Genomic DNA, 22,172 nt, shown 5'->3' on the forward strand with positions numbered 1-22,172 from the left:
CGCCGCCTTGCGCGTTGGCACGTTCTTTATTCATCAGCCCTGTTTTTTGCTGACAAAAACTTTTCAATATTCTTAATGTCTTGCTTAACCCCACTGCGCTCATTGAGCTCAAGGGCACGCATTAATTCACATAAGGCTGGCTGTGGAAAATCGTTGTCTCGCAAGCTGTAACCGAGCCATTTATGCAGTTCACCACGCACTTTATCGGGCATATCTTCATGCTCAATCAATGACATGGTGCGCTGCAATATATCCAATGGAATGGGATTTTTTGCGGTATAGGCTTCTTTGGCTCTATCTCCCATTTCTTCGGCAATAGCACAACCGGTTGTGCGGGATTGGCCTGATGGCATGGCGAGCTTGTGTTTTAATGCATACTCTGCAATATCGAGCCCTTGCACATAGACACCCGCGTCAAAACTCCACAACATGAGGTACATCAACACATCATCTTGAACGCCTGAATTGCCTTTTAATGTTTCAGTGATCCACGTTTCGTATAGCGGTAAGGCTTTACGTTTGTACGCAGCTTTGCGTTCAAATGATTGGGTTTTACCTAGATCCCGCATATGTTGGCGCAACATCAATTTGACTTGTGTTGCTGCCGAGGGGTCAGCAAGAACGCCATAGGCGCTGACGTTCTTGGCTTCAACCTGCATGCGTTTTCGTTCCCACGGATTCACAGCTTATTCTCCGGTTGGCGCGTCTTTTACTTCGTCCGGCTCAGTAGGCTCCGCCGGTTTTCCAGACGTCAGCTCAATGTTTTCAATCAACGCCACACAGTCGTAATCTTCAACAATGTAATCTTCATTCACTGATTCGTAGTTTTCGATACGGTCACGTTTGGCATTGTCCACCACTTGACGGCGGCGTGATTCGATTTGCCAGTAGATAGATAAATTATCTAATCGTGTGATAAGCATTCCATTTTTCGGGAAATAGGGAACACGTACCGCCGGCAACCCACCGAGGCGTTTTTGGCTGATAATCACATCCGCAGCTAACGCCTCGGTATTGGCTTGATCACGATTGACGATTGGGAAATATTTATCGGCTAAAAGTGAGCGGCCACAGATAACGACTAAATCGGTATCGTCGGCGTACACTTCTGAAATCGCGTGGTCAACGGCTTGCATAACCAGTGCATCAAGGTTTTCATACTCTTCACCTTTACCCACTTTGATAGGCTCAGGGGTGATTTGGTTGGTGTCTTTATCGGTTGAAGAACCTAAAACATGTTCAGGGGCTTCAAGGCGAATTTTATGTAACCAACCGATGTTGACGTCCTGTAGCATTTTGTTGACTGTACGGTTTGAAGTTGCCGCGCGGCTCGTACCATTAAAACCAATCATGATGCGATCAAGGGCTTGGCGCTGAATAATGGCATCGCGGATACGGCGCTGGAAATCTTCAAACATCGCCCACATGTCCAGTTTTTCGTAACGGATAGCGGTATCGAAATTCGTTTGGCGGCAGTGATACCCTTGTTTGGCCAATTGAGTTGGGTCAGTCGGTTCGCGGTCTTGTTTGGTGGTGTCCGTCGTGCCGGCAACCGTTGAGCCAATGCCGAGGCCGATTTTTTCGCCCACTTGATCTTTGACAGGCACAATATTAATTTTGGTCAGAAAGACGGCACTTAACTGAATTTTGCTTTCCAGTTTTTGGGCTGCCGAAGGCTCAATTTCCACTTTTGAATCTGTGAATTCGTGTGGCCGAACACCGTAAATTTCACCTAGACGAGTCATGTAACCGTTAAATTTAACTTTTGTTTCTTTTCTCATTGTTTTTCCCGTTTAGCAATCAGTCAGGTTTTCAGTGTTGGTTGTATTGCCGCCAAAAGACGTGGGGCGGTGTTGCTGATTATCTTGCTGGCTCAAATCTTTTTTGAGTTGGTCCAGCTCACTGCGCAGGGTTTCATTTTCTTGCTTGATACCCGATAACGCTTTAACTTGTGTTTCAAGCTGAGTCAGCTTTTGTGCAGTTTCGGTTTGCTCTTCCGCGCAAAGCTCTACTGCTTGGTGAATGTCATTCAGTTCGGAGTTGTTGCGCTGACGTTCACGACTGAATTTCGCCATGATGCGATCTTTCAAGCTGGGTTTTTCTGGTTTGTTTTCTTCTTCGGTAAATTCAATTACCGTTTCTTCCGCCGCCGTAAAGACGTTATCTTTATCTTGCTTGCGTTCTGAGAAAGTGGCGGTTTTATCTGCACCCGCGCTAAATTCCAACATGCTCGTGCCAAGGCTGGCAGGGTTATCCGTGACGGCTACGCCCACCAAGTAAGCACCGTTCATATCAGAGAAATTTGGATTGATTTCAACAGACGTGTAAACTTTCTGACGTTTTTTATTCATTTCGACCAACTCAGGTGTTGGTGTTAACACGCCATATAGTGCTAGCTTTCCTGCTAATGCTCCCTCGCTGATTTCCTCGGTATAGACCGACTCAACATCACCGAAGCGCGGCATAAAAGAATAATTCCAATGCTCCATATTGATGCGGGCACCATAAACATTTTTATCGTAATTTTTGGCGATTTCCGTCAACCATTGGCGTTGTACTTTGCGCCCGTCGGTTGTGGCTCCCTCAACACAAAGGCGCACCGGTTTAGATTTTTTTGTCATTGCTCAGGCTCCGGCAATTAAATTTAATGCGTAGATAAAAAATTAATGAGCCTATGTTTTCAGGGATGGGGGCTAAGAAACAATGCTTTGCCATTGTGTGGGAAATGGCACAACGGCAGCTCGGGGCGATTGGTCGTCTGAGCCAGTAATCTGGCGACATGAAAACATTACAAGATTTTGACCCAAGAAAACGCGCCATGCACATGTACTTTAGTGGGTATCGCATTGCGCGTATTGCCGAGGCTCTCAAGGAAAAGGCCGCGACAATTCACAGTTGGAAACGCCGCGATAAGTGGGATGAAATCACCCCCATTGATCGCGTGGAAATGACGCTGGAGATGCGACTTTGTACGCTATTGAGTAAAGAAAATAAAGAGGGTAAAGATTTTAAAGAAATTGACTTGCTTTACCGGCAGGTCGAACGACACGCCAAAATTCACAAGTATCAAAACGGTGGTAATGAGGTTGATTTGAACCCGAAACTGGCCAATCGCAATAAAGGTGAACGCCGCGCCCCTGAGAAGAATTTATTTAGCGAAGAGCAGATTGAAAAGCTGGAAGAAATCTTTCGTGAAAATATGTTTGAGTACCAGAAAGCATGGTACGGCGCTGGCCATAAGCACCGAATTCGCAACATCTTAAAATCACGCCAAATTGGGGCAACTTACTTTTTCGCTCGTGAAGCCTTTATGGATGCACTCATTACCGGTCGAAACCAAATATTTTTATCGGCGAGTAAAGCCCAAGCGCACGTATTCAAAGGCTACATTATTGATATGGCGCGAGAGGTTGATGTTGACTTAAAAGGTGATCCGATAGTTTTGCCTAATGGCGCAACACTGTATTTTCTTGGCACCAATGCCCGCACCGCACAGAGCTACCACGGTAATTTGTATCTTGATGAATATTTCTGGATACCCAAATTCCAAGAGTTACGGAAAGTGGCATCCGGTATGGCCATGCACAAAAAATGGCGTCAAACCTACTTTTCAACCCCATCGGCCTTGACCCACAGCGCGTATCCTTTCTGGTCAGGCAAATTATTTAATCGTGGTCGCCGTAAAGGGGATTACGTTGAGGTGGATATCAGCCACCAAGCGTTAGTAAATGGCATGATGTGCGGTGATGGTCAGTGGCGGCAAATTATCACCATCGAAGATGCCATGCGGGGCGGGTGTAATTTATTTGATATCGACCAGCTCTATTTGGAATATAGCCCTGATGAATTTGAAAACTTGTTGATGTGTGAGTTTGTCGATGATATTGCGTCCATCTTCAACTTGCAGTTAATGCAAAAATGCATGGTGGACAGTTGGGAAATATGGGACGACGTTCAACCGTTAATGATACGCCCCTATGCTTTCCATCCTGTTTGGATTGGTTACGACCCCGCGAAAGGCACGCAAAATGGCGACAGCGCAGGCTGTGTGGTTATCGCGCCACCGCTACATAAAGGCGGTAAGTTTCGCATACTTGAACATCACCAATGGCGCGGTATGGATTTTCGCGCACAATCGGATGCGATAAAAGAACTCACCGAGCGTTACAACGTGCAATACATCGGGATTGATTCCACAGGTATTGGCCATGGTGTCCTACAAAACGTGCGGGAATTTTTCCCTGCTGCAAAAGAATTTGTCTATAACCCTGCCTTAAAAAATGCATTGGTGCTTAAAGCTTATGACGTGATTAGCCATGACCGGTTGGAATATGACGCGGGTAGTAATGATATCACGCAATCTTTTATGGCCATTCGCCGTGCCACTACCGCCAGTGGTAACCGCCCAACTTATGAAGCTGACCGCAGCGAAGAAGCCAGCCACGCAGATTTAGCATGGGCAACCATGCATGCCCTTTATAACGAACCGATCACCGGTGAAAATCACAATCAGCACAATATTGTCGAGGTATTTTAATGAGCCGTAGAAATAAAAAACGCCAATCACAAACATTGGCACAAGCCGCAGACCATGCACCCGCAGAGGCGTTTACTTTTGGCAGCCCAATACCGGTGTTAGACAAGCGTGAAATTTTTGATTACCTCGAATGCGTGCAAATTGACAATTATTATGAGCCACCTATCAGTTTTAATGGCCTTGCACGTACATTCCGTGCAGCACCACACCATAGCAGCGCGATTTATGTAAAGCGCAATATTCTTACCAGCACATTTATTCCCAATAAATACTTAAGCCGTCAGGCGTTTGATAGTTGGGCGTTAGACTTTTTGCTGTTTGGTAATGGTTATTTAGAACTGCGCGATAACCGACTGGGGCAAGCATTGAACTTTAAACACACACCGGCTAAATTCACGCGACGTGGTGTTGATTTAGAAACTTACTGGTTTGTGCAATATGGGTACGATATTAAACCGTACGAATTCCAAACCGGTAAAGTATTTCATTTAATTGAGCCGGATATTAACCAAGAGTTATATGGCCTGCCTGAATATATCGCCGCTATTCCGTCGGTGCTTTTGAATGAGGCCGCAACACTATTTCGCCGCAAGTATTATCTGAATGGTTCGCACGCGGGTTATATCCTGTATATCAGTGATGCGGCACAGAAAACGGATGATGTGGATAAAATCCGCGAAGCCCTGAAAAGCAGCAAAGGGCTGGGAAATTTCCGTAATTTATTTTTGTATGCACCAGGGGGAAAGAAAGACGGCATCCAAACAATCCCACTTTCTGAAGCGGCAGCAAAAGATGAATTTCTCAATATCAAGAATGTGAGCCGCGACGATATGTTAGCGGCACACCGTGTGCCACCACAAATTATGGGTATTATTCCTGAAAATGTGGGCGGTTTTGGTGATGTTGAGAAAGCGGCAAAAGTATTTGTGCGTAATGAGTTGATGCCGTTACAAAGTAAGATGATGCAATTGAATGATTGGTTTGGCGGGGAGATTATAAAGTTTGATAAGTACTCACTAGATTTAGACGATGAATAATATCACTCGTTAATTCAATGATACCGCCCACTGAGGCGGTATTTTTTGCCTGTAGGTAGGTGATTTGGATGCCCAAATGATGAAATTGCTACAGTTAAGATGGTTATTTATTAATATCATCGGTATAGCTGATGTTGCCTCCAAATTCTGGATAAAGCCAAGTAAAGAATAGAACTAACCCAATGGCGATAACAATAGTTGAAATTATTAACAAAACTAAAGCCCATGAAGGAGGTAAAATTGTGGCCCAAAATGGCCATAGCATAAATAAAATTCCTAAAACGATGATTGTTAAAATAGTGTTATATGTATTTTCTGACCTTCTCTTTGATGGTGCAAATTCAAATGTTTTTGGATCTATATCGAGTTTAGTAAATACACATTGATTGATTTTTATATCAGGAATTCTCGCAAGTCCTTTAAGAATTGCTTTGAGCATTAATTTTCTTTTTTCTACAGGAGAGAATGGAGAATAGTTAAGCCAGTTCTCGATGGGTAATTTATACTCTTCACTTTCATTTAAGGCGTTTTTATATTGAAAAACAAGATAGTCTGGCCTATATCTACCGCCTGTTTCGATATGAACAACATACCCAGAACAAATATTTTCCCAGCATATTTCAATGTTCATTTTTAGACATGTGGCACAAGAAAAGCGAAATCCGTCATTATCGACAGATAAATAACCAACAGTTTTATTAAATCGTTTTAGTAGAGTAAAAAATGAAACTAATAGTATGATCTCAATAGTGACAAAAAGAAACTTTCCAGAGATAACATTCCATAGAACAAGAGAAGTAAATGCACATATCAAAGTACAAAATAACCATATAAAATAGGTAGGTGTTTGATTACCATGTCCAATGATTGATTCTATAGGAAGTTTTAATTCATCAGGTAATGGATAAGTAATTGTTTCGAAATGGATATAAGGACGGCTATTGTTGCTAATACTATTGTCATTTAGGCTATCAGTACTAAAAATAGTCTTATCGTAGTTATAGTGGTTTCTATTTCTAGGTTTGTTTTTGTTTTTGTTTTTGTTTTTTTTCATTTTCTAAATGGTAAGTTGTTGTAATTAATTCTTTTCAGTGCTTTTAAACGTTAACATAAGTTAAATTTTTTGTCTATAAAGACTAAAGGTGCTCAGGGTTTTGGCTTGATATCTGCAAAAATCGAAAGACATAAATCGTTTAATTAAAATCATTTTTATCGACAAAAATTTATACAACTCCTGCAATTCTTCAGGTGAAATTTCGCCCATTGTTTAAAACAATAAAAGAAGTGAGTAATGTCGCAAAATACTAATCCGGTGCCCAAAATTGGCTTCGTTTTACTCGACTGCCCTAACTTGTATTAGTTCGCCAAGACGAATCCGCAATAAATTATCCTCATCAAATACCGATTTAAACAGCACCACGCGCCACCTCAACGCACGCAAAAATAATTACTATCTACTTATAGAAAATTGAATTTAACGCCGTGACGGCTCGGAAATTTTGCGGACGGATATTTAACAATAAACACCTCGCCGCGCAATCGTAGCCCCGCCACGCCTGCCCACTAAATAGGTCGGTTTTCATGCACCTGCAAGAGATCGTCAGAACCGCGCCAGTGGCATGGCTTAGTACGGGTAACGATCCTTTTTTGATTTTGCGGATTTCGGCAGAAAATTGCGAATGCATTCGTGATGACTATGAAATATTATTAAGTTAAGATATTAAAGTTAAATTTAATAACATAGGGAATGGTAATTATGTATTTGTTGTCTTGGCAAAATAAATCAAAAGGATTTTTAAATGATTTTTTTATAATTATATTGTTTTCAGTAATTTTATCTGCAGTGTTGAACACTGGAGATCAGCTTCAATATAGTATTTTTTATTTTTTGGGTGATACTGAATACAATGAATACAACTATTCTTATAATGATTTCCCTAACTTTTTTGAGTTTGTTAATTCAACATTTACTGCTAACTTAATATTATGCTTTTTTATAATTATTCCATGCTTTTTGGTTAGGAAAATAAAAAATATTTTCTTGATTTCTGCAATGGCCTCATTTGTTTTTACTACACTTAAAGATGTTTTTATTATTATTTTTTTTACGGAAGGGGGAGGGAAAGAAATACTAGAGTGTGTTTTTTCAAACGCAATAGGATCCCCCATAATAGGCCTTTTGGTCATTCTTCTATTTTATATCCATAAGGTTTTTTCTGAAATTAATTTAAATTTCATTCTTAATAGATTTGTTTTTTTTCTCTTTTCTGTTTTTATTTATTTTTTATTGATGTTTTTTTGTTATCTTTTCATTTTGTTCTTTTATAAACCTATACCAGTCAATTTTAGTTTTGAATCTAAAAATAGCTACAAAAGTGTTTTTTATGACATAACTAACGGTGAAAATAAAATATCAGTTGATATTGATTCTGATAAAGGAAAACAAATTGGTTTTATTGGAAAGTTTAATAAATTAAACTTAACTAAAGATGACAATGAAAATTTAACTGTTCAGGTGGCATTTTTTGCTAATTGCATTAGAAATGAACCTCACAGTTTTCCTAAAGAAAATGCTTATAAATTCGAAAAGGTTAATAGTTTTAGTTATAGTAATGAAGATAAAGAAGCTATTTCATTTGTTTATATTTCAAATGAAACTTCACCCAATAAAATCAATATAAGAGATGCTAGTGAATTAGTTGTTTTTTCTGATAAAGAAGGTATATCTATGATTACTAAAGGGGATGAATCTAAAATTAATCATCCCATTAGTGGCTTGGGTACTAAGTTAGCCATAGTATCACCTTCATTTATTAGTGACAAAGAAAATAAAAGTAATTTTATAAATAAAAAATTCATTATTAATATCAATGGTATTTTATATGAATATGCATTTAATTTGACAAGAATGAAGTTAGCGGATGCAAAAAAACAAGTGGAATGTACATGGATAGAAAAAGAAGATATAGAAAAAGGGGTTGTAGATTTAAATCCTAATATATCATTAGGAATGGCTATAAATATAGGAAAAGATAGTAATGATTATTACTATTACCTTTCCGAGGAAAAATCATATATTGAAATACATGGAGCAAATGGTGAATTAAGCGAGTATGAAATTAATGACAGCAATGACAGCAATGACAGCAATGACAGCAATGACAGCAATGGTGGAACAATAAAATATAAGCCTATAAATAATAAAATTGACACCATTGATATTTTCGGTATAAGTAATTTAATGGTTGATGGTGGTGTTTTAGATTTAAATGGTGACTCGTATATTCGAGTTTTTGGGCGTGACATTAATTGGCATGTTAAAGAAAATAATATTATAGCTGTATATGGCAAAACTAGTAATATATATTTAAATAATAAGAGGGTTACTAAAACACTATGGGAAAAATTAGATATTTTATCTATAACTATAATATCAGCTATTAGTATGTTGTTCCCTTTATTCATATATATGGCAAAGTATGCGTATTCACTAATTAGGAAAAATGAAGAGTTATAATCATAAGGAAGCGGCATAAGTGTCGCTTTTTTGTGGGATTTAAGAGACTAATGTTAATCTTTTAGATTAACATTAGTCTCATTGGCAAAAGTAACTATTTCCGACTGAATTTCTTTATCACTCTCGTTTAATTCAATTTTTGATATCTGTCTTTGCTGCTTCTCTTGCAAAATTTCTCTGCCAAGCACATTCTCAGCCTCTTTTTCCACAAACGCAAAACCATATTCCTTAATGTTGCATACTTCACCTGAGCCGTGCTCAGGCTCGTAAAATTGCACATCTGATAGATTGGATGTGATCCGCGATCTACAGTTATTGACAGGACTCCGAGTCGCTCCTCTGTCGCTCTTTAAAAGATTAAAATCAACGTCAACGGCACTTTTCTTGACGATTTGATATTTTCTTTCACGAGTTTTAAGTACTGGGGCATCGGCTTTGAGTTGATGGTAAACACCCACAACCTTTTGAACTTCCTCGCCGTAAACATTGACGTCACCGATTTCACGGGCAACACGTATTGTCTCTTCACTTCTGCGTATACATGGGCCACCTTGTGACATGACGTAATTAAAAAAATCCCCCTCATCGGCGGCAGCTCTAACACGCTCGGCAATATCACCAAGTTTATCAGCAATTGAAATACCACGAGGTAAACGGCGACATTCACGGTAAGCGCCTTTAGAGGGAAGCTTATAGAATTGAAATTGTGGAATTCGCCACGTTGACGCCCATGCGGTAACCGCTGCCGCCATGCTTTTTAAATCTTTGCCGGTTTCGTGGTCTATCTCACCATCAAGAGCATACCCATCGATATTTTTGGCAATATACTTGGCGATGTAACCCACGGCACCACCGCGATTCATATGTTTACACTCAAATCGGTATTTTTGTGCACCAGCTTCGTTACCATCCTCTTTCAGGGCACGTTTACGCATAATATCAATGGCTTTTGCACGGCTGGCTTTATCAACAAAAAGCAGCATATGCCAGTGGGGAGTGCCGTCATGGTGCGGCTCAACAACGCGAACACCGTAAATATTGATATTGTTATCATTGAAAGCGGTTCGAATGCGTGACCACACTTTGACTAAATAACGCTGCCCGTCTTTTGGTGTGTAAGCCTCATCTTTCCACTTATGGTTGAGTACCGCGTGTAAATCGCCGTTATTTTTACCTTTTCTTTGCTTTGTCGGATGATACTTTGACGGGCACGTCAGCGTGATAAACATCCCGATATCACCGCGTTCTTTTGCCACGCGCTCAATCCCTGCCATTTGCGCCATTAATTCCATGCGGCGAATTTCAGGGTTTGACACACTGGCCATCACTTTATCGAACAGATCAAAACGCTCACCTGTTTCAACATCTTGAATGTCCATACCCTGTAAATATTGCATGTTGGATAAACGCTGTGCTTGAACGGCGCGGATCGCTTGCTTGCTGGCGTATGGGTGGCGATTAATGCACACGTCCATATTGGCAATCATGATTGCTTCAATCCATTGTGTTCTATGAGCTTTTAGCTTGCGGTGCCAAAAGTCAGCATCTACTAAGCGTTGTACAGCTGCAATTACTTGGCGCGTGGTTAAGTTTTGTTTCCCTTTGCGCCGCTTTCGATTCTTTATGACTTTACGATAACTTTGATAATGAAGCGGGATAACATGTAAGCCACAAGACAACTCAGACAGCGCGCCAAAAATTTGAGTCTGTATTGAATCTTCATAGATAACTTCGCGGTCACCGCCGTTTTGCTTTGTTAACTGGTCGCAATAGGTTTCATACAATGTGAAAAAGCCACTAGAAATGTGTTCAGCAAGCTTTTTGATTGGTTTGTCATAAAGATCAAACAGGCGGTTAAATTGGCTGATTTCAGGGGAAAAACGAGTTGAAAGCGTCAATAGTACTTTTGTATCTAATTCATATCGTGCATTAACTGCTGTAATTCGCGGAAATATTCGTTTATAAAAATCAGAGCGCAAAAATTCATAGGCTTTATATTCGCCAGACTCTTGAATGATGTACTCATAATGTTTTTGAATACGATAACGTAAAATGCGGGGTAAAGATTCAACCTCACCTAAAATCGCTTGCGCATGAATTTGTTGTTCATGGGTAAGGGATTTTTCAAGCGCATCAATATCGGCTTTGTAATAGTTATTTTCTTTGGGTTTATTCCACGGATACGGGAAAGTCATATCCGCGGTATAAGTCATCGGAAAAATAGAAAAATTCATCGCCTTAGACATTAAGAGCACCGCCTAATGTTTCTGGCCTTAATAAATTAATTGCCGTTTCACAACGGCGTGAAATGATATCGACTGTTTCGCGATAGACATCAAGTGTCTTGATGCCTTTACCTCTAACACGATTAACGTGATAAGAGGTTAATTCAATTGCGAGTAGCCACGGGTCAGAATGGCAACAAACCAATTCATAACAACGAGCGAGTTTATTGATTTGCAATAGTCGCCACTGAACCGCTTTTGAATCTTCATCAACATGGCGCTGAATAGCAAAGGCCGTCCCGCTGATGTATGCGCCGTCTTTAGGGTCGAGAATCATTAATTAACCCCCGCTAAAACAGCAATAATTTCTTTAGCTGGTGTACGCTTTCCTTTTCCTGCGATGCTGCGTGGGGCTTCGATTTCATGGATAGTAAAACCGAGGTCAGCGTAAAGCTCTTTTGCTTCTGGTGAGTTGGAAACAGTTATCGCGTTCCCTTGAATATCATTAATATCTTTTAGCGCAATCGCTAATGCTTCATGGTCTGCATCAGTAAAGCCGGCGGTATGATATTGAGTAAAGTTATTACCCATGTATGGCGGGTCGCAATACACGCCGTCATTATCTTCAACTAATGAAAGTGTGTCTTGCCACTCAAGGCAAACAATATCGGCATTTTGGGCTTTTTCAGAAAATGAAATAATTTCATTTATTGGGTAGTATGTTTTTTTATATCTACCATAAGGAACATTAAATTCGCCTTTAGAGTTATAGCGACATAACCCATTGAAATAATGACGATTTAGATATAAAAAACGAAATGTATGATTAAAACTATCAGGCGGCAGAATATTAAATAAAATACGTTGGGCTTTATAATTAAATTCAGTATTTAAGTTTAGCCATTCAAGCTCTTTTTTTAAAAAGTACTCAATGTCATCTTGTACCATTAAATACAAGTCAATTAGATGACTATTAACGTCAGCAATTAAATACCTTTCATAGTCAGTATTCATCATTACAGCACATGAGCCAGCAAATGGCTCAACTAACCGTTTTGCTTTAGGTAAATGAGGGCGTAATTGGTCCATAATTCGAACTTTAGAACCGGCCCATTTAAGTATGGTTTTATTCGCCACTTCACACGCTCCGATAATGTTTACTTTTAAGCTCAAAAATCGTTTGGCAGTCAATACAACGAATACAGCCCTGTGATGCGATGCGGCGTTCTTCTGGAATCGGTTTGCCACAATCTTCACATTCGAAAGCTGAAACACTGACTAGGCGATTAGTAATGGTTTTTATTTGCTGTTCACGCATAAGCATTTCGTTCTCGCTAGCGCGGTCAATTTCTTTAGACATGATCTAACTCCGCGGCCATATTTGAGTAATGTTCAGATTCGCCAACTAATAACTGGTGAATTTGTTCATCGTTCAATTTTTCGTTGATAATCTTGCAGGCAATGGCTCCAAGGCTGGATGAAAACTTATCCAGCATCGTTTTACGTTCATCTTCGCGAATCGCTTTAATACTGATAGCGACAGCGGAATAATCAGGTTCACCAGTTGCAGCATCAACACCGATTAATATTGGTTTTATTTCTTTATTTTTCATTATCCAATCCTCAAATTTAGAATGTAGGAATCCCTGACGCGCTAACGTCATTTATTTGTTTCTTTACCTTAAATAGGCATGGCGATATGTTTAGGTAATAGCGCCGCGAGTGCTTTAATTTGGTTTATTGCTGAAATAATTGCTTGTTGTTCCTCTTTATTAAATTCATCGAAACCTAAATGATGTTGATTGCTTTTTATTTCCGCTAAATAAAAAATCATATTTAGCATCCGTACATCACTTAATCTCAAGTACTCAATAAATCCGGCTAGCTCTCTATTATCTGGATTTTGTTTATCACAATGAAATACAGATGTTCTTAACTTCGCGGCTTGGTTTAACCCATTTACTCTATTTTCAAAGGTTGCCCCTTGATTCTGATAAAGCTTGATATTTGCTTGGTGCGCGATGATATCGGCCGGCCTTGCATCTTGCTTTACGTTACCTAGTAACTGGATTAACTGTTTAGTTTTCACTAATACAGCCGCTGAATTACTCATTGTTTTTATCTAATAGCAACTGAGAACAAGTACAAGAAAAATAAAATACCACCGACTAATAATATTTTGTCCATCAAAGATAATTGACGTTTTTTATTGCTTTTAAATTTATTAACGGATGAACCGGTTAATTTATGTTTATGCTGTTGCAAATGTAATTGGGGCATTTTTTTCACCATATAAACAATCAATATATTTAGTTGCTTGAGTCATAGAATCAAATAACCCGTAAGAATCATCATTTCGTTGAACATGATAGCGGGTTACGGGATTCATCGTTTTAGCCGGTAGCTTAACGATTAGAAAGTTACGATATTTAAAGCTATGGGTTGATATTTGCTCTATACAAGCACTCATGTTTTCACCTAGCCCTTTAAAGCATTCTCTACAGATTTTAAATTGTCTGGAACGACATCTAAATCTTCCATAAGCTTTTTAGCTCGCTTAAACCAACTATCTTTCCAGCCCATTCGCTCTGCTGCTGGAAGCTTACGAGCAACTTCCCAGCACATTTCTAAATACTCGTTATACATAATCATTAAACGCATATCACTGAAACCCTCTCCGTGAATTTGGCGCTCTGTACGGATAGGTAAACGACGGCGATCCATTAACTTTCTAACACTACTTTCTGACTTGCCAGTTCGGCGGCAAAATTCATCAGCGGTGATCGGGTCTGGGATATTGAACAACAGTTCTAACAATTTCTCGTTCATGTGATAATCTCTCCTATTGGGGTATTTCATTAACAAAATACCCCTTATGGCATTTAATAAGACAACATTAATACATATGTCGGAGAATTACAACATGCGTCTAAGTGTATCTGAGAAATTAAAACTCATGAGAGAAAGTGAACGGCTTACAAGTTTACCCGAAACCGCGCATATGCTCGGTTTAAGTAGGGATGCTTTATGGCGTTATGAAAACGGGAAAACAGTGCCTAATGCTGATGTAATTACTTCAATTATTAGCAATCCAAGATTTGAAAAATATGCACTTTGGTTTGTCACCGGAAAAATTGCACCAGAAGTAGGACAAATAGCACCTGCACTTTATGACCCGAAAAATTATGAAACAGACGAGGAAAAACAAGCATGACTTTAAATGAGAAGCTTAACGAAATGCTACATGTAGAAAAGATTAAAATGGCGGTACCGCAAAGTATCAACTGGCTTTCTGTTGAACGTATTTTGAAGCACCGAAAACTAGAGAAATATAGCTTATGGATTACGACCGGAAAGATACTTCCTGAAGCTGGTCAAATTTCACCGGCTATCGCGCACAGTGGGCATACTCTAATAATTTAGTTGTTTATACGTACAAAAATTGGTTGGAAATATACCAACACTATGTTTTTAATGAAAATCTAGAATTACCTCGTTTAACCGGAGGGCGCAACAATGACTATTAAGGCGCTTGAAGGTGGACGTTACAAAGTGGATATCAGACCGCAGGGCAGATCAGGAAAGAGAGTTCAGCGGATATTTAAAAAGAAAGCCGATGCAATAGCTTATGAAAGAAGCGTCATGCTAACGGCAAATAATGACGAGTGGAACAGCGAATCAAGAGACTACAGATCATTACATGATATATGTGATATTTGGTGGAATTTTATTGGTCGCAACCTAAAGTATTCAAAAAAATACAAGGCTATTTTAACAAGAATAACTAAGGACATGGGTAACCCCTCTGTATACCAGATTACACCTAAGTTATTAGCTAGATACTGCTCTGATAGATTACAAAGTGGCGTGAAAGCATCAACCATCAATAGAGAGTTTAATTTGCTAATGGGCATTTTTACTTCATTAGCAGAAATTGGTGAATGTTCTAAAAATAATCCAATTAAATCTCTTGGTAAGTTGAAAGAAGAAAAGCCAGAAATGGCTTATCTGACAACAAGTGATATTGAAAATTTACTTAGTGCCATGACCGATGATTACTTACGCATAACTATTTTATGCCTAAGTACGGGGGCAAGATGGGGAGAGGCCATGAGTTTAAAGGCTGAAAACTTATTACATGGGCGAGTTACATTTATGAAAACAAAAAATGGTAGACACAGAACTGTTCCCATTTCTGATGATGTTATGAGAACTGTAAAAGTAAAAGACTCTGGATTACTTTTCGATGTTGATTACGTCACGTACAGATCAATACTGAAAGAAGTCAAACCAGATTTGCCGCATGGTCAAGCCGTGCATGTTTTACGACATTCTTTTGCAGCTCACTTTATGATGAACGGTGGCAATATTCTCACGCTTCAAAAAATCATGGGTCATGCGAGTATTCAGCAAACTATGACATACGCACACTTTGCCCCTGACTATTTAAATGAGGCCATTTCATGCAACCCTTTAAGGGGAGGCATCCACATTCCATCCACCAATATGGGATGTAATGATGCGAATTAGCTTATTGCAATATTCGTAAGCTATTGAAAAATATTGCTAGCCCCGATGTTCTGGGGCTGGCAATGACCGCCTAGGCGGTCTTTTTCTATATCAAACGATATAATTACTCTTTCGGTGTTGCTTTTTCTACACGGCTTTTTAATTTTTGGCCTGGGCGGAAAGTAACAACACGGCGGGCAGTAATTGGAATATCTTCCCCAGTTTTTGGGTTACGTCCGGGACGTTGATTTTTATCACGTAAATCAAAGTTACCGAATCCAGATAATTTTACTTGCTCACCATTTTCTAAGGAAAGGCGAACCTCTTCAAAGAAAGTTTCGACAAGGTCTTTAGCATCACGTTTGCTAACACCCAGTTTTTCAAACAAATTTTCTGACATTTCAGCTTTAGTAAGCGCCATAGGTTTAGTCCCTCAAGGAGGCTTGGAATCGCTGTTTTAACGCAGCAATACACAGATCAACGGTAGCAGTGATCTCTTCTTCTTCCATGGTACGTTGGGTATCTTGGAAGACAAGACTGATAGCAAGGCTCTTGTAGCCATCTGCTATTCCTTCACCACAGTACACATCAAATAAGTTTATGCCAACTATATGATTTATGCCAACTTTTTTACACTCTGCTAAAACTTCAGCAGCAGCCACATCTTCTGGCACGACTACAGCGATGTCACGGCGGTTCGATGGATAGCGCGAAATCGCCTTAGCTTCAGGGATGACACGTTGTGCTATCGCATCACTACGAACCTCAAACACCACCGTACGACCATTTAAATCGAGTTTGCGTTCTAATTCTGGGTGGACCACACCAATAAAGCCAATGTGTTCATTTTCCAGATAAATCCCAGCACTTTGACCTGGATGCAATGCAGGATGTGCCTCAGATTTAAATGTAATTTGATTTAGTTTCCCAGTCAATTCAAAAACAGCTTCAAGATCACCTTTTAAGTCAAAGAAGTCAACAACTTGTTTATCTAATGACCAATGTTCTTCAAATCGATTACCTGCAATCACCCCGGCAAGCATTGGTTCCTGACGGATTCCATATTCTGCTTGATTATCAGGAATAAAGCGCAGACCTGTCTCAAATAAACGAATTCTATTTTGTTGACGATTCTGATTATAGACAACCGTTCCTAATAAACCAGTCAACAGCGATAAACGCATCGCTGACATATCGACAGAAATCGGGTTAGGTAAAATCAATGCGTCTTGTTGTGGGTGCAGTAAAGCTTGAACTTTAGGATCAACAAAACTATACGTAATTGCTTCTTGATAACCACGGTCAACTAACATCGCTTTAATACGTTTTAAAGGTAAGTTAGCTTCTTTATGGTTAGTCATGATCAGGTCGGCACGCAGTGGCACATCTGGAATGCTGTTATAACCATAAACCCGGGCAACTTCTTCTACTAAATCTTCTTCGATTTGCATATCGAAGCGCCAGCTCGGTGCGACCACGTCCCATGTGTTGGCAGAAACAGTGACTTTGCAACCTAAGCGCGTCAAAATATCAGTAACTAACTCATCTTCAATAAAGTGGCCGATCAAACGGTCTAATTTATTGCGCGTCAGCTTAATATTGGCTGCTTTCGGTAAATGCTGTTCACTGGTGACATCAATGATTTCACCCACTTCACCACCGCAGATATCCACGATCAGTGAGGTTGCACGTTCAATGGCTTTAAACTGTAATTGTGGGTCAACACCGCGTTCAAAACGGTGAGAGGCATCGGTATGTAAACCGTAATTACGCGCACGGCCTGTAATTGATAACGGGTCAAAAAATGCACACTCTAATAAAATATTTTTGGTTTCGTTGTTAACGCCTGAGTGCTCACCGCCAAAAATACCCGCGATCCCGAGTGCTTTAGATTCATCAGCAATCACTAAAGTGTCTGATTTTAATGTTGCTTCACTACCGTCAAGAAGAACCAGTTTCTCCCCTTCTTTAGCCATACGAGCAACAATTGCACCGTCCAAACGGTCTAGATCGTAGGCATGCTGAGGTTGACCCAATTCTAATAAAACGTAGTTGGTGATATCCACAACCGCGTCAATAGAACGGACTCCACCACGACGTAGCTTTTCTTTCATCCACATTGGTGTCGGAGCTGAAACATCAATATTCTTGATCACTCGCCCTAAAAAGCGTGGGCACGCATTTGGCGCTTCGACTCGAATTGGGAATGTGTCTTTCGTCGTCACAGACACTGCGTTAATAACTGGTTCATTTAACGCTAATTTATTAATAACTGCGACATCACGTGCAACCCCAAGAATACTTAAACAATCTGCACGGTTAGGTGTAATGCTGATTTCAATCGCATTATCATCAAGTTTTAGATATTCACGAATATCGGTACCGATAGTGGCATCCTGCGGCAATTCAATAATTCCGCTATGATCATCGGAAATACCCAGCTCAGAATAAGAACACAGCATACCTTCAGAAGGCTCACCACGTAATTTTGCTGCTTTAATTTTAAAATCACCAGGTAATAGAGCACCCACAGTTGCAACGGCAACTTTCAGGCCTTGACGGCAGTTTGGTGCACCACAAACGATATCTAGTAAACGCTCACCACCCACGTTAACTTTTGTGACACGCAGTTTGTCGGCATTTGGGTGTTGACCACACTCAACCACTTCACCGACAACAACACCGTGAAATTGGCCAGCAACCACATCTACACCGTCAACTTCCAAACCTGCCATCGTGATTTGTTCTGATAATGCTTCACTACTGATCGCCGGGTTTACCCATTCGCGTAACCATAGTTCACTGAATTTCATGAGATAGACCCGCCTTATTTAAACTGTTTGAGGAAACGAAGATCATTTTCGAAGAATGCACGCAGGTCAGAAACACCGTAACGCAACATTGTTAAGCGCTCCATTCCCATACCAAATGCAAAGCCTGAATAGACTTCTGGGTCAATACCTACATTACGTAATACATTTGGATGCACCATTCCGCAACCTAATACTTCTAACCACTTACCATTTTTACCCATAACGTCAACTTCTGCTGAAGGTTCGGTGAATGGGAAATAAGATGGGCGAAAACGTACTTGGACTTCTTCTTCAAAGAAGTTATTCAAGAAATCATGTAATGTGCCTTTTAGATTGGTAAAGCTGATATCTTTATCAACAATCAAGCCTTCTGTTTGATGGAACATAGGTGTATGCGTTTGGTCGTAGTCATTACGATATACACGACCTGGGGCAATGATACGAATCGGTGGTTGTTGGCCATTCATTGTACGGATTTGTACACCCGATGTTTGCGTACGCAGTAAGCGTTTTGCATCGAACCAAAAAGTATCGTGGTCCGCACGCGCGGGGTGGTGAGCAGGTATATTTAGCGCATCAAAGTTATGATAGTCATCTTCGATTTCTGGACCTGTTTCAACAGAGAAACCCAATTCGCCAAAAAATTCTTCAATTCGCTGAATTGTACGGGTTACTGGGTGTAACCCACCATTTTCCATACGACGCCCTGGTAATGACACATCAATTTTTTCTGACACTAGACGTGCATTAAGAATTTCAGCTTGCATCCCGTCCTTACGGGCGTTCAGTGCATCTTGAACCTGTACTTTAGCTTCATTTATCACAGCCCCTGCTGCTGGACGTTCTTCAGCAGGCAGATCACGCAACGTTTTCATCTGTAGTGTGAAATGGCCGCTCTTGCCTAAATATTCAACACGCACTGACTCCAACGTAGCAACATCTTGGGCTTGTTCAATGGCTGCTTTTGCCTGTGCAACCAACTCAGCGAGATGTGGCATTGTTTCCCCTTTATGACCACTTGGTCTTTTTGCTAGTTATTCACTATATATTAAGCTTCACATTCTATTTGGTAATGAATGAATACTTAACTGATTTTACTGTACTTAATTTAAAACTAGAAACAAAAAAGCCTCCCTAAGGAGGCTTTAGCGTAACTTTTCATTTCTTCTTTCTATTTACGCGCAAAAGCCCCCGATATTCAGGTGCTAAAGTAAAAAAAGAAACGAAAAATTACAGAATGCATATAACAAATTCCCAATAACTGACTGTATCTAAAGTACTAACACAAATAGCTATAAATGAAAAGAGGAAGTTACCCTCCTCTTTTCAAGCAAACAATTAAGCTAAAGCGCCTTTCGCTTTTTCAACTAAAGCAGTGAATGCTGCTTTATCGAAAACTGCGATGTCTGCTAAAATCTTACGGTCGATTTCAATTGAAGCTTTTTTCAAGCCATTGATGAAACGGCTGTAAGACAGGCCATTCTGACGAGCCGCAGCGTTGATACGTGCGATCCACAGTTGACGGAACTGACGTTTACGTTGACGGCGGTCACGGTAAGCGTATTGACCAGCTTTGATTACCGCCTGAAACGCTACGCGGTAAACACGTGAACGTGCACCATAGTAACCTTTCGCCTGCTTCAGAATTTTTTTGTGACGTGCACGTGCGATTACACCACGTTTTGCGCGAGCCATAGCTATCTCCTATCGTCTTTTATCTTAATTAACTAAATTGTTTACTTATGCGTAAGGCAGGCAGGCTACTACCAGACCCAGATCGCCCTTAGATACCATTCCTTTCGGACGTAAATGGCGTTTACGCTTAGTTGACTTTTTAGTCAGGATATGACGAAGGTTTGCATGCTTACGCTTAAAGCCACCGCCTGCAGTTTTTTTAAAGCGCTTTGCTGCGCCACGTACAGTTTTAATCTTTGGCATTTCTTTTATTTCCAACTTCGCATTGTGATTAACTACGAATTAACTAGGCGAATAACATCTATATTGCTATAAATGAATATTACTTGCAGGCCTAATTATTTCTTCTTCGGTGCCAGCACCATGATCATCTGGCGCCCTTCAATTCTTGAAGGGAAAGACTCCACGGATGCCAGCTCTTCCAGATCAGCTTTGATGCGATTAAGCATTTCCAGACCAATCTGCTGGTGAGCCATTTCACGACCACGGAAACGCAGTGTAACTTTAGCTTTATCACCATCTTCCAGAAAGCGAGTCAGGTTGCGTAGTTTGACCTGATAATCACCTTCATCTGTACCAGGGCGGAATTTAATTTCCTTCACCTGAACAACTTTTTGTTTCTTTTTTTGCTCTTTTTGAGATTTGCTCTTCTCATAAAGGAATTTGCCGTAATCCATAATACGACAAACTGGCGGTTCAGCATTTGGGCTGATTTCAACTAGGTCTACACCTGCTTCTTCAGCTTTTTCAAGCGCTTCGCGTGCGCTCATAATGCCTAACTGTTCACCGTCTAAACCTGTTAAACGGACCTCTGGAACACGAATTTCATCATTAATACGATTTGGACGTGTTGTTGGGATTCTTTTTCCGCCTTTAATACTTCATTCCTCCAATTGGATAAAGAGATTTGCTTCTCTCAAGCAAATACACTCGTCGCTCAATAGTTAATACCTGACGTGTGTACGGTATTCTGTGTTTGTCTTCAATGCGCGATGCGCTGACAAAGTGATTCGACCGCGGATTCTAATGCTTCTTGCCGGATTACTCAAGTAAATCTTGCAATAAATCACACTGAACTGTTTGAAAACTTGGCTATTGAGGCCAATTATTGCTTTAACATAATTATTTTTATCCATTAATGAAGCAAATAACAAGACGTAAAATACATCCGTATCTTAACTGCTATGAGGTTACTTTAATCATTAATAAAAAGAAAACTCGGATAAAACAGAGAAGCAGCGCCCAAAATGAGCGCTGCTAGACTCTAGCAATTACTTGCTATAACCCATACTGGCTTAATTATTTTTTCTTTGGTGCCAATACCATGATCATCTGGCGTCCTTCAATCCTTGATGGGAATGATTCAACAGATGCCAGTTCATCCAGATCGGTTTTGATGCGGTTAAGCACTTCCAAGCCAATCTGTTGGTGAGCCATTTCGCGACCACGAAAACGCAGGGTCACTTTAGCTTTGTCACCATCTTCCAAAAAGCGAATTAGGCTACGCAATTTAACTTGGTAGTCGCCTTCGTCTGTTCCCGGACGGAATTTAATTTCCTTCACTTGAACAACTTTTTGTTTTTTCTTTTGTTCTTTTTGAGATTTGCTTTTCTCATAAAGATATTTACCGTAGTCCATGATACGACAAACTGGTGGCTCAGCATTTGGGCTGATTTCGACTAAGTCAACACCAGCTTCTTCTGCTTTAAAGAGGGCTTCACGCACACTCATAACACCAAGTTGCTCACCGTCTAAACCAGTGACACGGATTTCTGTTGCGCGAATTTCATCGTTAATACGATTTGGACGCGCTGTTGGGAGTTTTTTTCCGCCTTTAAT

General features: G+C 40.2%; 27 protein-coding genes and 1 other annotated feature. Of the genes, 7 read left to right on the forward strand and 20 right to left on the reverse strand.

Features of this window, described 5'->3' with window-relative positions; all coding sequences use genetic code 11:
• Positions 1 to 26: 26 nt before the first annotated feature.
• Genes gpM through PSE60_RS08140 form a run of 3 tightly spaced genes read right to left on the reverse strand, consistent with a single transcriptional unit; the run spans position 27 to position 2,621 of the window.
• Positions 27 to 683 (reverse strand): phage terminase small subunit, encoded by a 657-nt coding sequence (gene gpM / locus PSE60_RS08130; protein ID WP_238706812.1) that lies wholly within the window; start codon positions 681 to 683, stop codon positions 27 to 29.
• Between the two features lie 3 nt (positions 684 to 686).
• Complete coding sequence (locus tag PSE60_RS08135) at positions 687 to 1,781, reverse strand: phage major capsid protein, P2 family (protein ID WP_272665083.1); 1,095 nt, start codon at positions 1,779 to 1,781, stop codon at positions 687 to 689.
• A 12-nt stretch (positions 1,782 to 1,793) separates the two neighbouring features.
• The gene (locus PSE60_RS08140) at positions 1,794 to 2,621 is read right to left on the reverse strand and encodes a GPO family capsid scaffolding protein (protein WP_272665084.1); all 828 of its coding nucleotides are present in this window, start codon (positions 2,619 to 2,621) and stop codon (positions 1,794 to 1,796) included.
• 158 nt (positions 2,622 to 2,779) lie between these two features.
• Here PSE60_RS08140 and PSE60_RS08145 point away from each other — a divergent pair, with 158 nt between their 5' ends.
• Entirely contained in the window at positions 2,780 to 4,537 is a 1,758-nt protein-coding gene (locus PSE60_RS08145; protein ID WP_272665085.1) for a terminase ATPase subunit family protein, read from the forward strand.
• The gene (locus PSE60_RS08150) at positions 4,537 to 5,574 is read left to right on the forward strand and encodes a phage portal protein (RefSeq protein WP_272665086.1); all 1,038 of its coding nucleotides are present in this window, start codon (positions 4,537 to 4,539) and stop codon (positions 5,572 to 5,574) included. Before PSE60_RS08145 ends, PSE60_RS08150 begins: the two co-directional genes overlap by 1 nt.
• A gap of 103 nt (positions 5,575 to 5,677) precedes the next feature.
• On the opposite strand, the gene PSE60_RS08155 is transcribed toward PSE60_RS08150, so the two are convergent.
• Positions 5,678 to 6,628, reverse strand: a complete 951-nt coding sequence (locus PSE60_RS08155; protein WP_272665087.1) for a hypothetical protein — start codon at positions 6,626 to 6,628, stop codon at positions 5,678 to 5,680.
• Between the two features lie 527 nt (positions 6,629 to 7,155).
• On the opposite strand from PSE60_RS08155, the gene PSE60_RS08160 reads away from it, so the two are divergent.
• Together PSE60_RS08160 and PSE60_RS08165 are read left to right on the forward strand one after the other, a co-directional pair.
• Complete coding sequence (locus PSE60_RS08160; RefSeq protein WP_272665088.1) at positions 7,156 to 7,290, forward strand: hypothetical protein; 135 nt, start codon at positions 7,156 to 7,158, stop codon at positions 7,288 to 7,290.
• A 40-nt stretch (positions 7,291 to 7,330) separates the two neighbouring features.
• Positions 7,331 to 9,091, forward strand: a complete 1,761-nt coding sequence (locus PSE60_RS08165; RefSeq protein WP_272665089.1) for a hypothetical protein — start codon at positions 7,331 to 7,333, stop codon at positions 9,089 to 9,091.
• 53 nt (positions 9,092 to 9,144) lie between these two features.
• On the opposite strand, the gene PSE60_RS08170 is transcribed toward PSE60_RS08165, so the two are convergent.
• The 8 genes from PSE60_RS08170 to PSE60_RS08205 all read right to left on the reverse strand — a co-directional run bounded on the left by PSE60_RS08170 (position 9,145) and on the right by PSE60_RS08205 (position 14,145).
• The gene (locus PSE60_RS08170) at positions 9,145 to 11,337 is read right to left on the reverse strand and encodes a replication endonuclease (protein ID WP_272665090.1); all 2,193 of its coding nucleotides are present in this window, start codon (positions 11,335 to 11,337) and stop codon (positions 9,145 to 9,147) included.
• A complete protein-coding gene (locus PSE60_RS08175; RefSeq protein ID WP_272665091.1) occupies positions 11,330 to 11,653 on the reverse strand; it encodes a hypothetical protein in 324 nt (107 codons plus the stop codon). The genes PSE60_RS08170 and PSE60_RS08175 overlap by 8 nt, the downstream gene beginning before the upstream one ends.
• Entirely contained in the window at positions 11,653 to 12,453 is an 801-nt protein-coding gene (locus PSE60_RS08180; RefSeq protein ID WP_272665092.1) for a DNA adenine methylase, read from the reverse strand. The genes PSE60_RS08175 and PSE60_RS08180 overlap by 1 nt, the downstream gene beginning before the upstream one ends.
• Position 12,454: 1 nt before the next feature.
• Positions 12,455 to 12,676 (reverse strand): TraR/DksA family transcriptional regulator, encoded by a 222-nt coding sequence (locus PSE60_RS08185; RefSeq protein WP_071548753.1) that lies wholly within the window; start codon positions 12,674 to 12,676, stop codon positions 12,455 to 12,457.
• Positions 12,669 to 12,929, reverse strand: a complete 261-nt coding sequence (locus PSE60_RS08190) for a DUF2732 family protein (RefSeq protein WP_272665093.1) — start codon at positions 12,927 to 12,929, stop codon at positions 12,669 to 12,671. The genes PSE60_RS08185 and PSE60_RS08190 overlap by 8 nt, the downstream gene beginning before the upstream one ends.
• Before the next feature lie 68 nt (positions 12,930 to 12,997).
• A complete protein-coding gene (locus PSE60_RS08195; protein WP_272656290.1) occupies positions 12,998 to 13,429 on the reverse strand; it encodes a DUF5347 family protein in 432 nt (143 codons plus the stop codon).
• Between the two features lie 138 nt (positions 13,430 to 13,567).
• Entirely contained in the window at positions 13,568 to 13,786 is a 219-nt protein-coding gene (locus tag PSE60_RS08200) for a hypothetical protein (protein ID WP_272656289.1), read from the reverse strand.
• Between the two features lie 8 nt (positions 13,787 to 13,794).
• Positions 13,795 to 14,145, reverse strand: coding sequence for a hypothetical protein (locus PSE60_RS08205; protein ID WP_272665094.1), 351 nt, complete (start codon positions 14,143 to 14,145; stop codon positions 13,795 to 13,797).
• Positions 14,146 to 14,239: 94 nt separating this feature from the next.
• Between PSE60_RS08205 and PSE60_RS08210 the strand changes: the two genes are divergently transcribed.
• The 3 genes from PSE60_RS08210 to PSE60_RS08220 all read left to right on the forward strand — a co-directional run bounded on the left by PSE60_RS08210 (position 14,240) and on the right by PSE60_RS08220 (position 15,846).
• The gene (locus PSE60_RS08210; RefSeq protein ID WP_272665095.1) at positions 14,240 to 14,530 is read left to right on the forward strand and encodes a helix-turn-helix domain-containing protein; all 291 of its coding nucleotides are present in this window, start codon (positions 14,240 to 14,242) and stop codon (positions 14,528 to 14,530) included.
• On the forward strand, positions 14,527 to 14,739 hold the full coding sequence (locus PSE60_RS08215; protein ID WP_272665096.1) for a hypothetical protein: 213 nt from the start codon (positions 14,527 to 14,529) through the stop codon (positions 14,737 to 14,739). The genes PSE60_RS08210 and PSE60_RS08215 overlap by 4 nt, the downstream gene beginning before the upstream one ends.
• A 93-nt stretch (positions 14,740 to 14,832) precedes the next feature.
• Complete coding sequence (locus tag PSE60_RS08220; protein WP_272665097.1) at positions 14,833 to 15,846, forward strand: phage integrase; 1,014 nt, start codon at positions 14,833 to 14,835, stop codon at positions 15,844 to 15,846.
• Between the two features lie 103 nt (positions 15,847 to 15,949).
• Here PSE60_RS08220 and ihfA read toward each other — a convergent pair whose 3' ends face one another.
• The 8 genes from ihfA to infC (PSE60_RS08255) form a co-directional block, all read right to left on the reverse strand.
• The gene (gene ihfA, locus PSE60_RS08225) at positions 15,950 to 16,246 is read right to left on the reverse strand and encodes an integration host factor subunit alpha (protein ID WP_004263721.1); all 297 of its coding nucleotides are present in this window, start codon (positions 16,244 to 16,246) and stop codon (positions 15,950 to 15,952) included.
• A gap of 4 nt (positions 16,247 to 16,250) precedes the next feature.
• Positions 16,251 to 18,638, reverse strand: coding sequence for a phenylalanine--tRNA ligase subunit beta (gene pheT / locus PSE60_RS08230; RefSeq protein ID WP_272665098.1), 2,388 nt, complete (start codon positions 18,636 to 18,638; stop codon positions 16,251 to 16,253).
• 14 nt (positions 18,639 to 18,652) lie between these two features.
• Positions 18,653 to 19,636, reverse strand: coding sequence for a phenylalanine--tRNA ligase subunit alpha (gene pheS, locus PSE60_RS08235; protein ID WP_210839245.1), 984 nt, complete (start codon positions 19,634 to 19,636; stop codon positions 18,653 to 18,655).
• Between the two features lie 121 nt (positions 19,637 to 19,757).
• Positions 19,758 to 19,887: a sequence feature (Phe leader region), on the reverse strand.
• Positions 19,837 to 19,881, reverse strand: a complete 45-nt coding sequence (gene pheM / locus PSE60_RS20620; RefSeq protein ID WP_136134757.1) for a pheST operon leader peptide PheM — start codon at positions 19,879 to 19,881, stop codon at positions 19,837 to 19,839. It overlaps the preceding feature by 45 nt.
• Positions 19,888 to 19,976: 89 nt before the next feature.
• The gene (gene rplT, locus PSE60_RS08240) at positions 19,977 to 20,333 is read right to left on the reverse strand and encodes a 50S ribosomal protein L20 (protein ID WP_004263714.1); all 357 of its coding nucleotides are present in this window, start codon (positions 20,331 to 20,333) and stop codon (positions 19,977 to 19,979) included.
• Positions 20,334 to 20,378: 45 nt separating this feature from the next.
• The gene (gene rpmI, locus PSE60_RS08245) at positions 20,379 to 20,576 is read right to left on the reverse strand and encodes a 50S ribosomal protein L35 (RefSeq protein ID WP_004263702.1); all 198 of its coding nucleotides are present in this window, start codon (positions 20,574 to 20,576) and stop codon (positions 20,379 to 20,381) included.
• A 95-nt stretch (positions 20,577 to 20,671) separates the two neighbouring features.
• Positions 20,672 to 21,211, reverse strand: coding sequence for a translation initiation factor IF-3 (gene infC, locus PSE60_RS08250; protein WP_071524539.1), 540 nt, complete (start codon positions 21,209 to 21,211; stop codon positions 20,672 to 20,674).
• 421 nt (positions 21,212 to 21,632) lie between these two features.
• Positions 21,633 to 22,172, reverse strand: coding sequence for a translation initiation factor IF-3 (gene infC, locus PSE60_RS08255; protein ID WP_071524538.1), 540 nt, complete (start codon positions 22,170 to 22,172; stop codon positions 21,633 to 21,635).

Source organism: Providencia sp. PROV174, from assembly GCF_028480685.1.
GTDB lineage: Bacteria > Pseudomonadota > Gammaproteobacteria > Enterobacterales > Enterobacteriaceae > Providencia > Providencia rettgeri.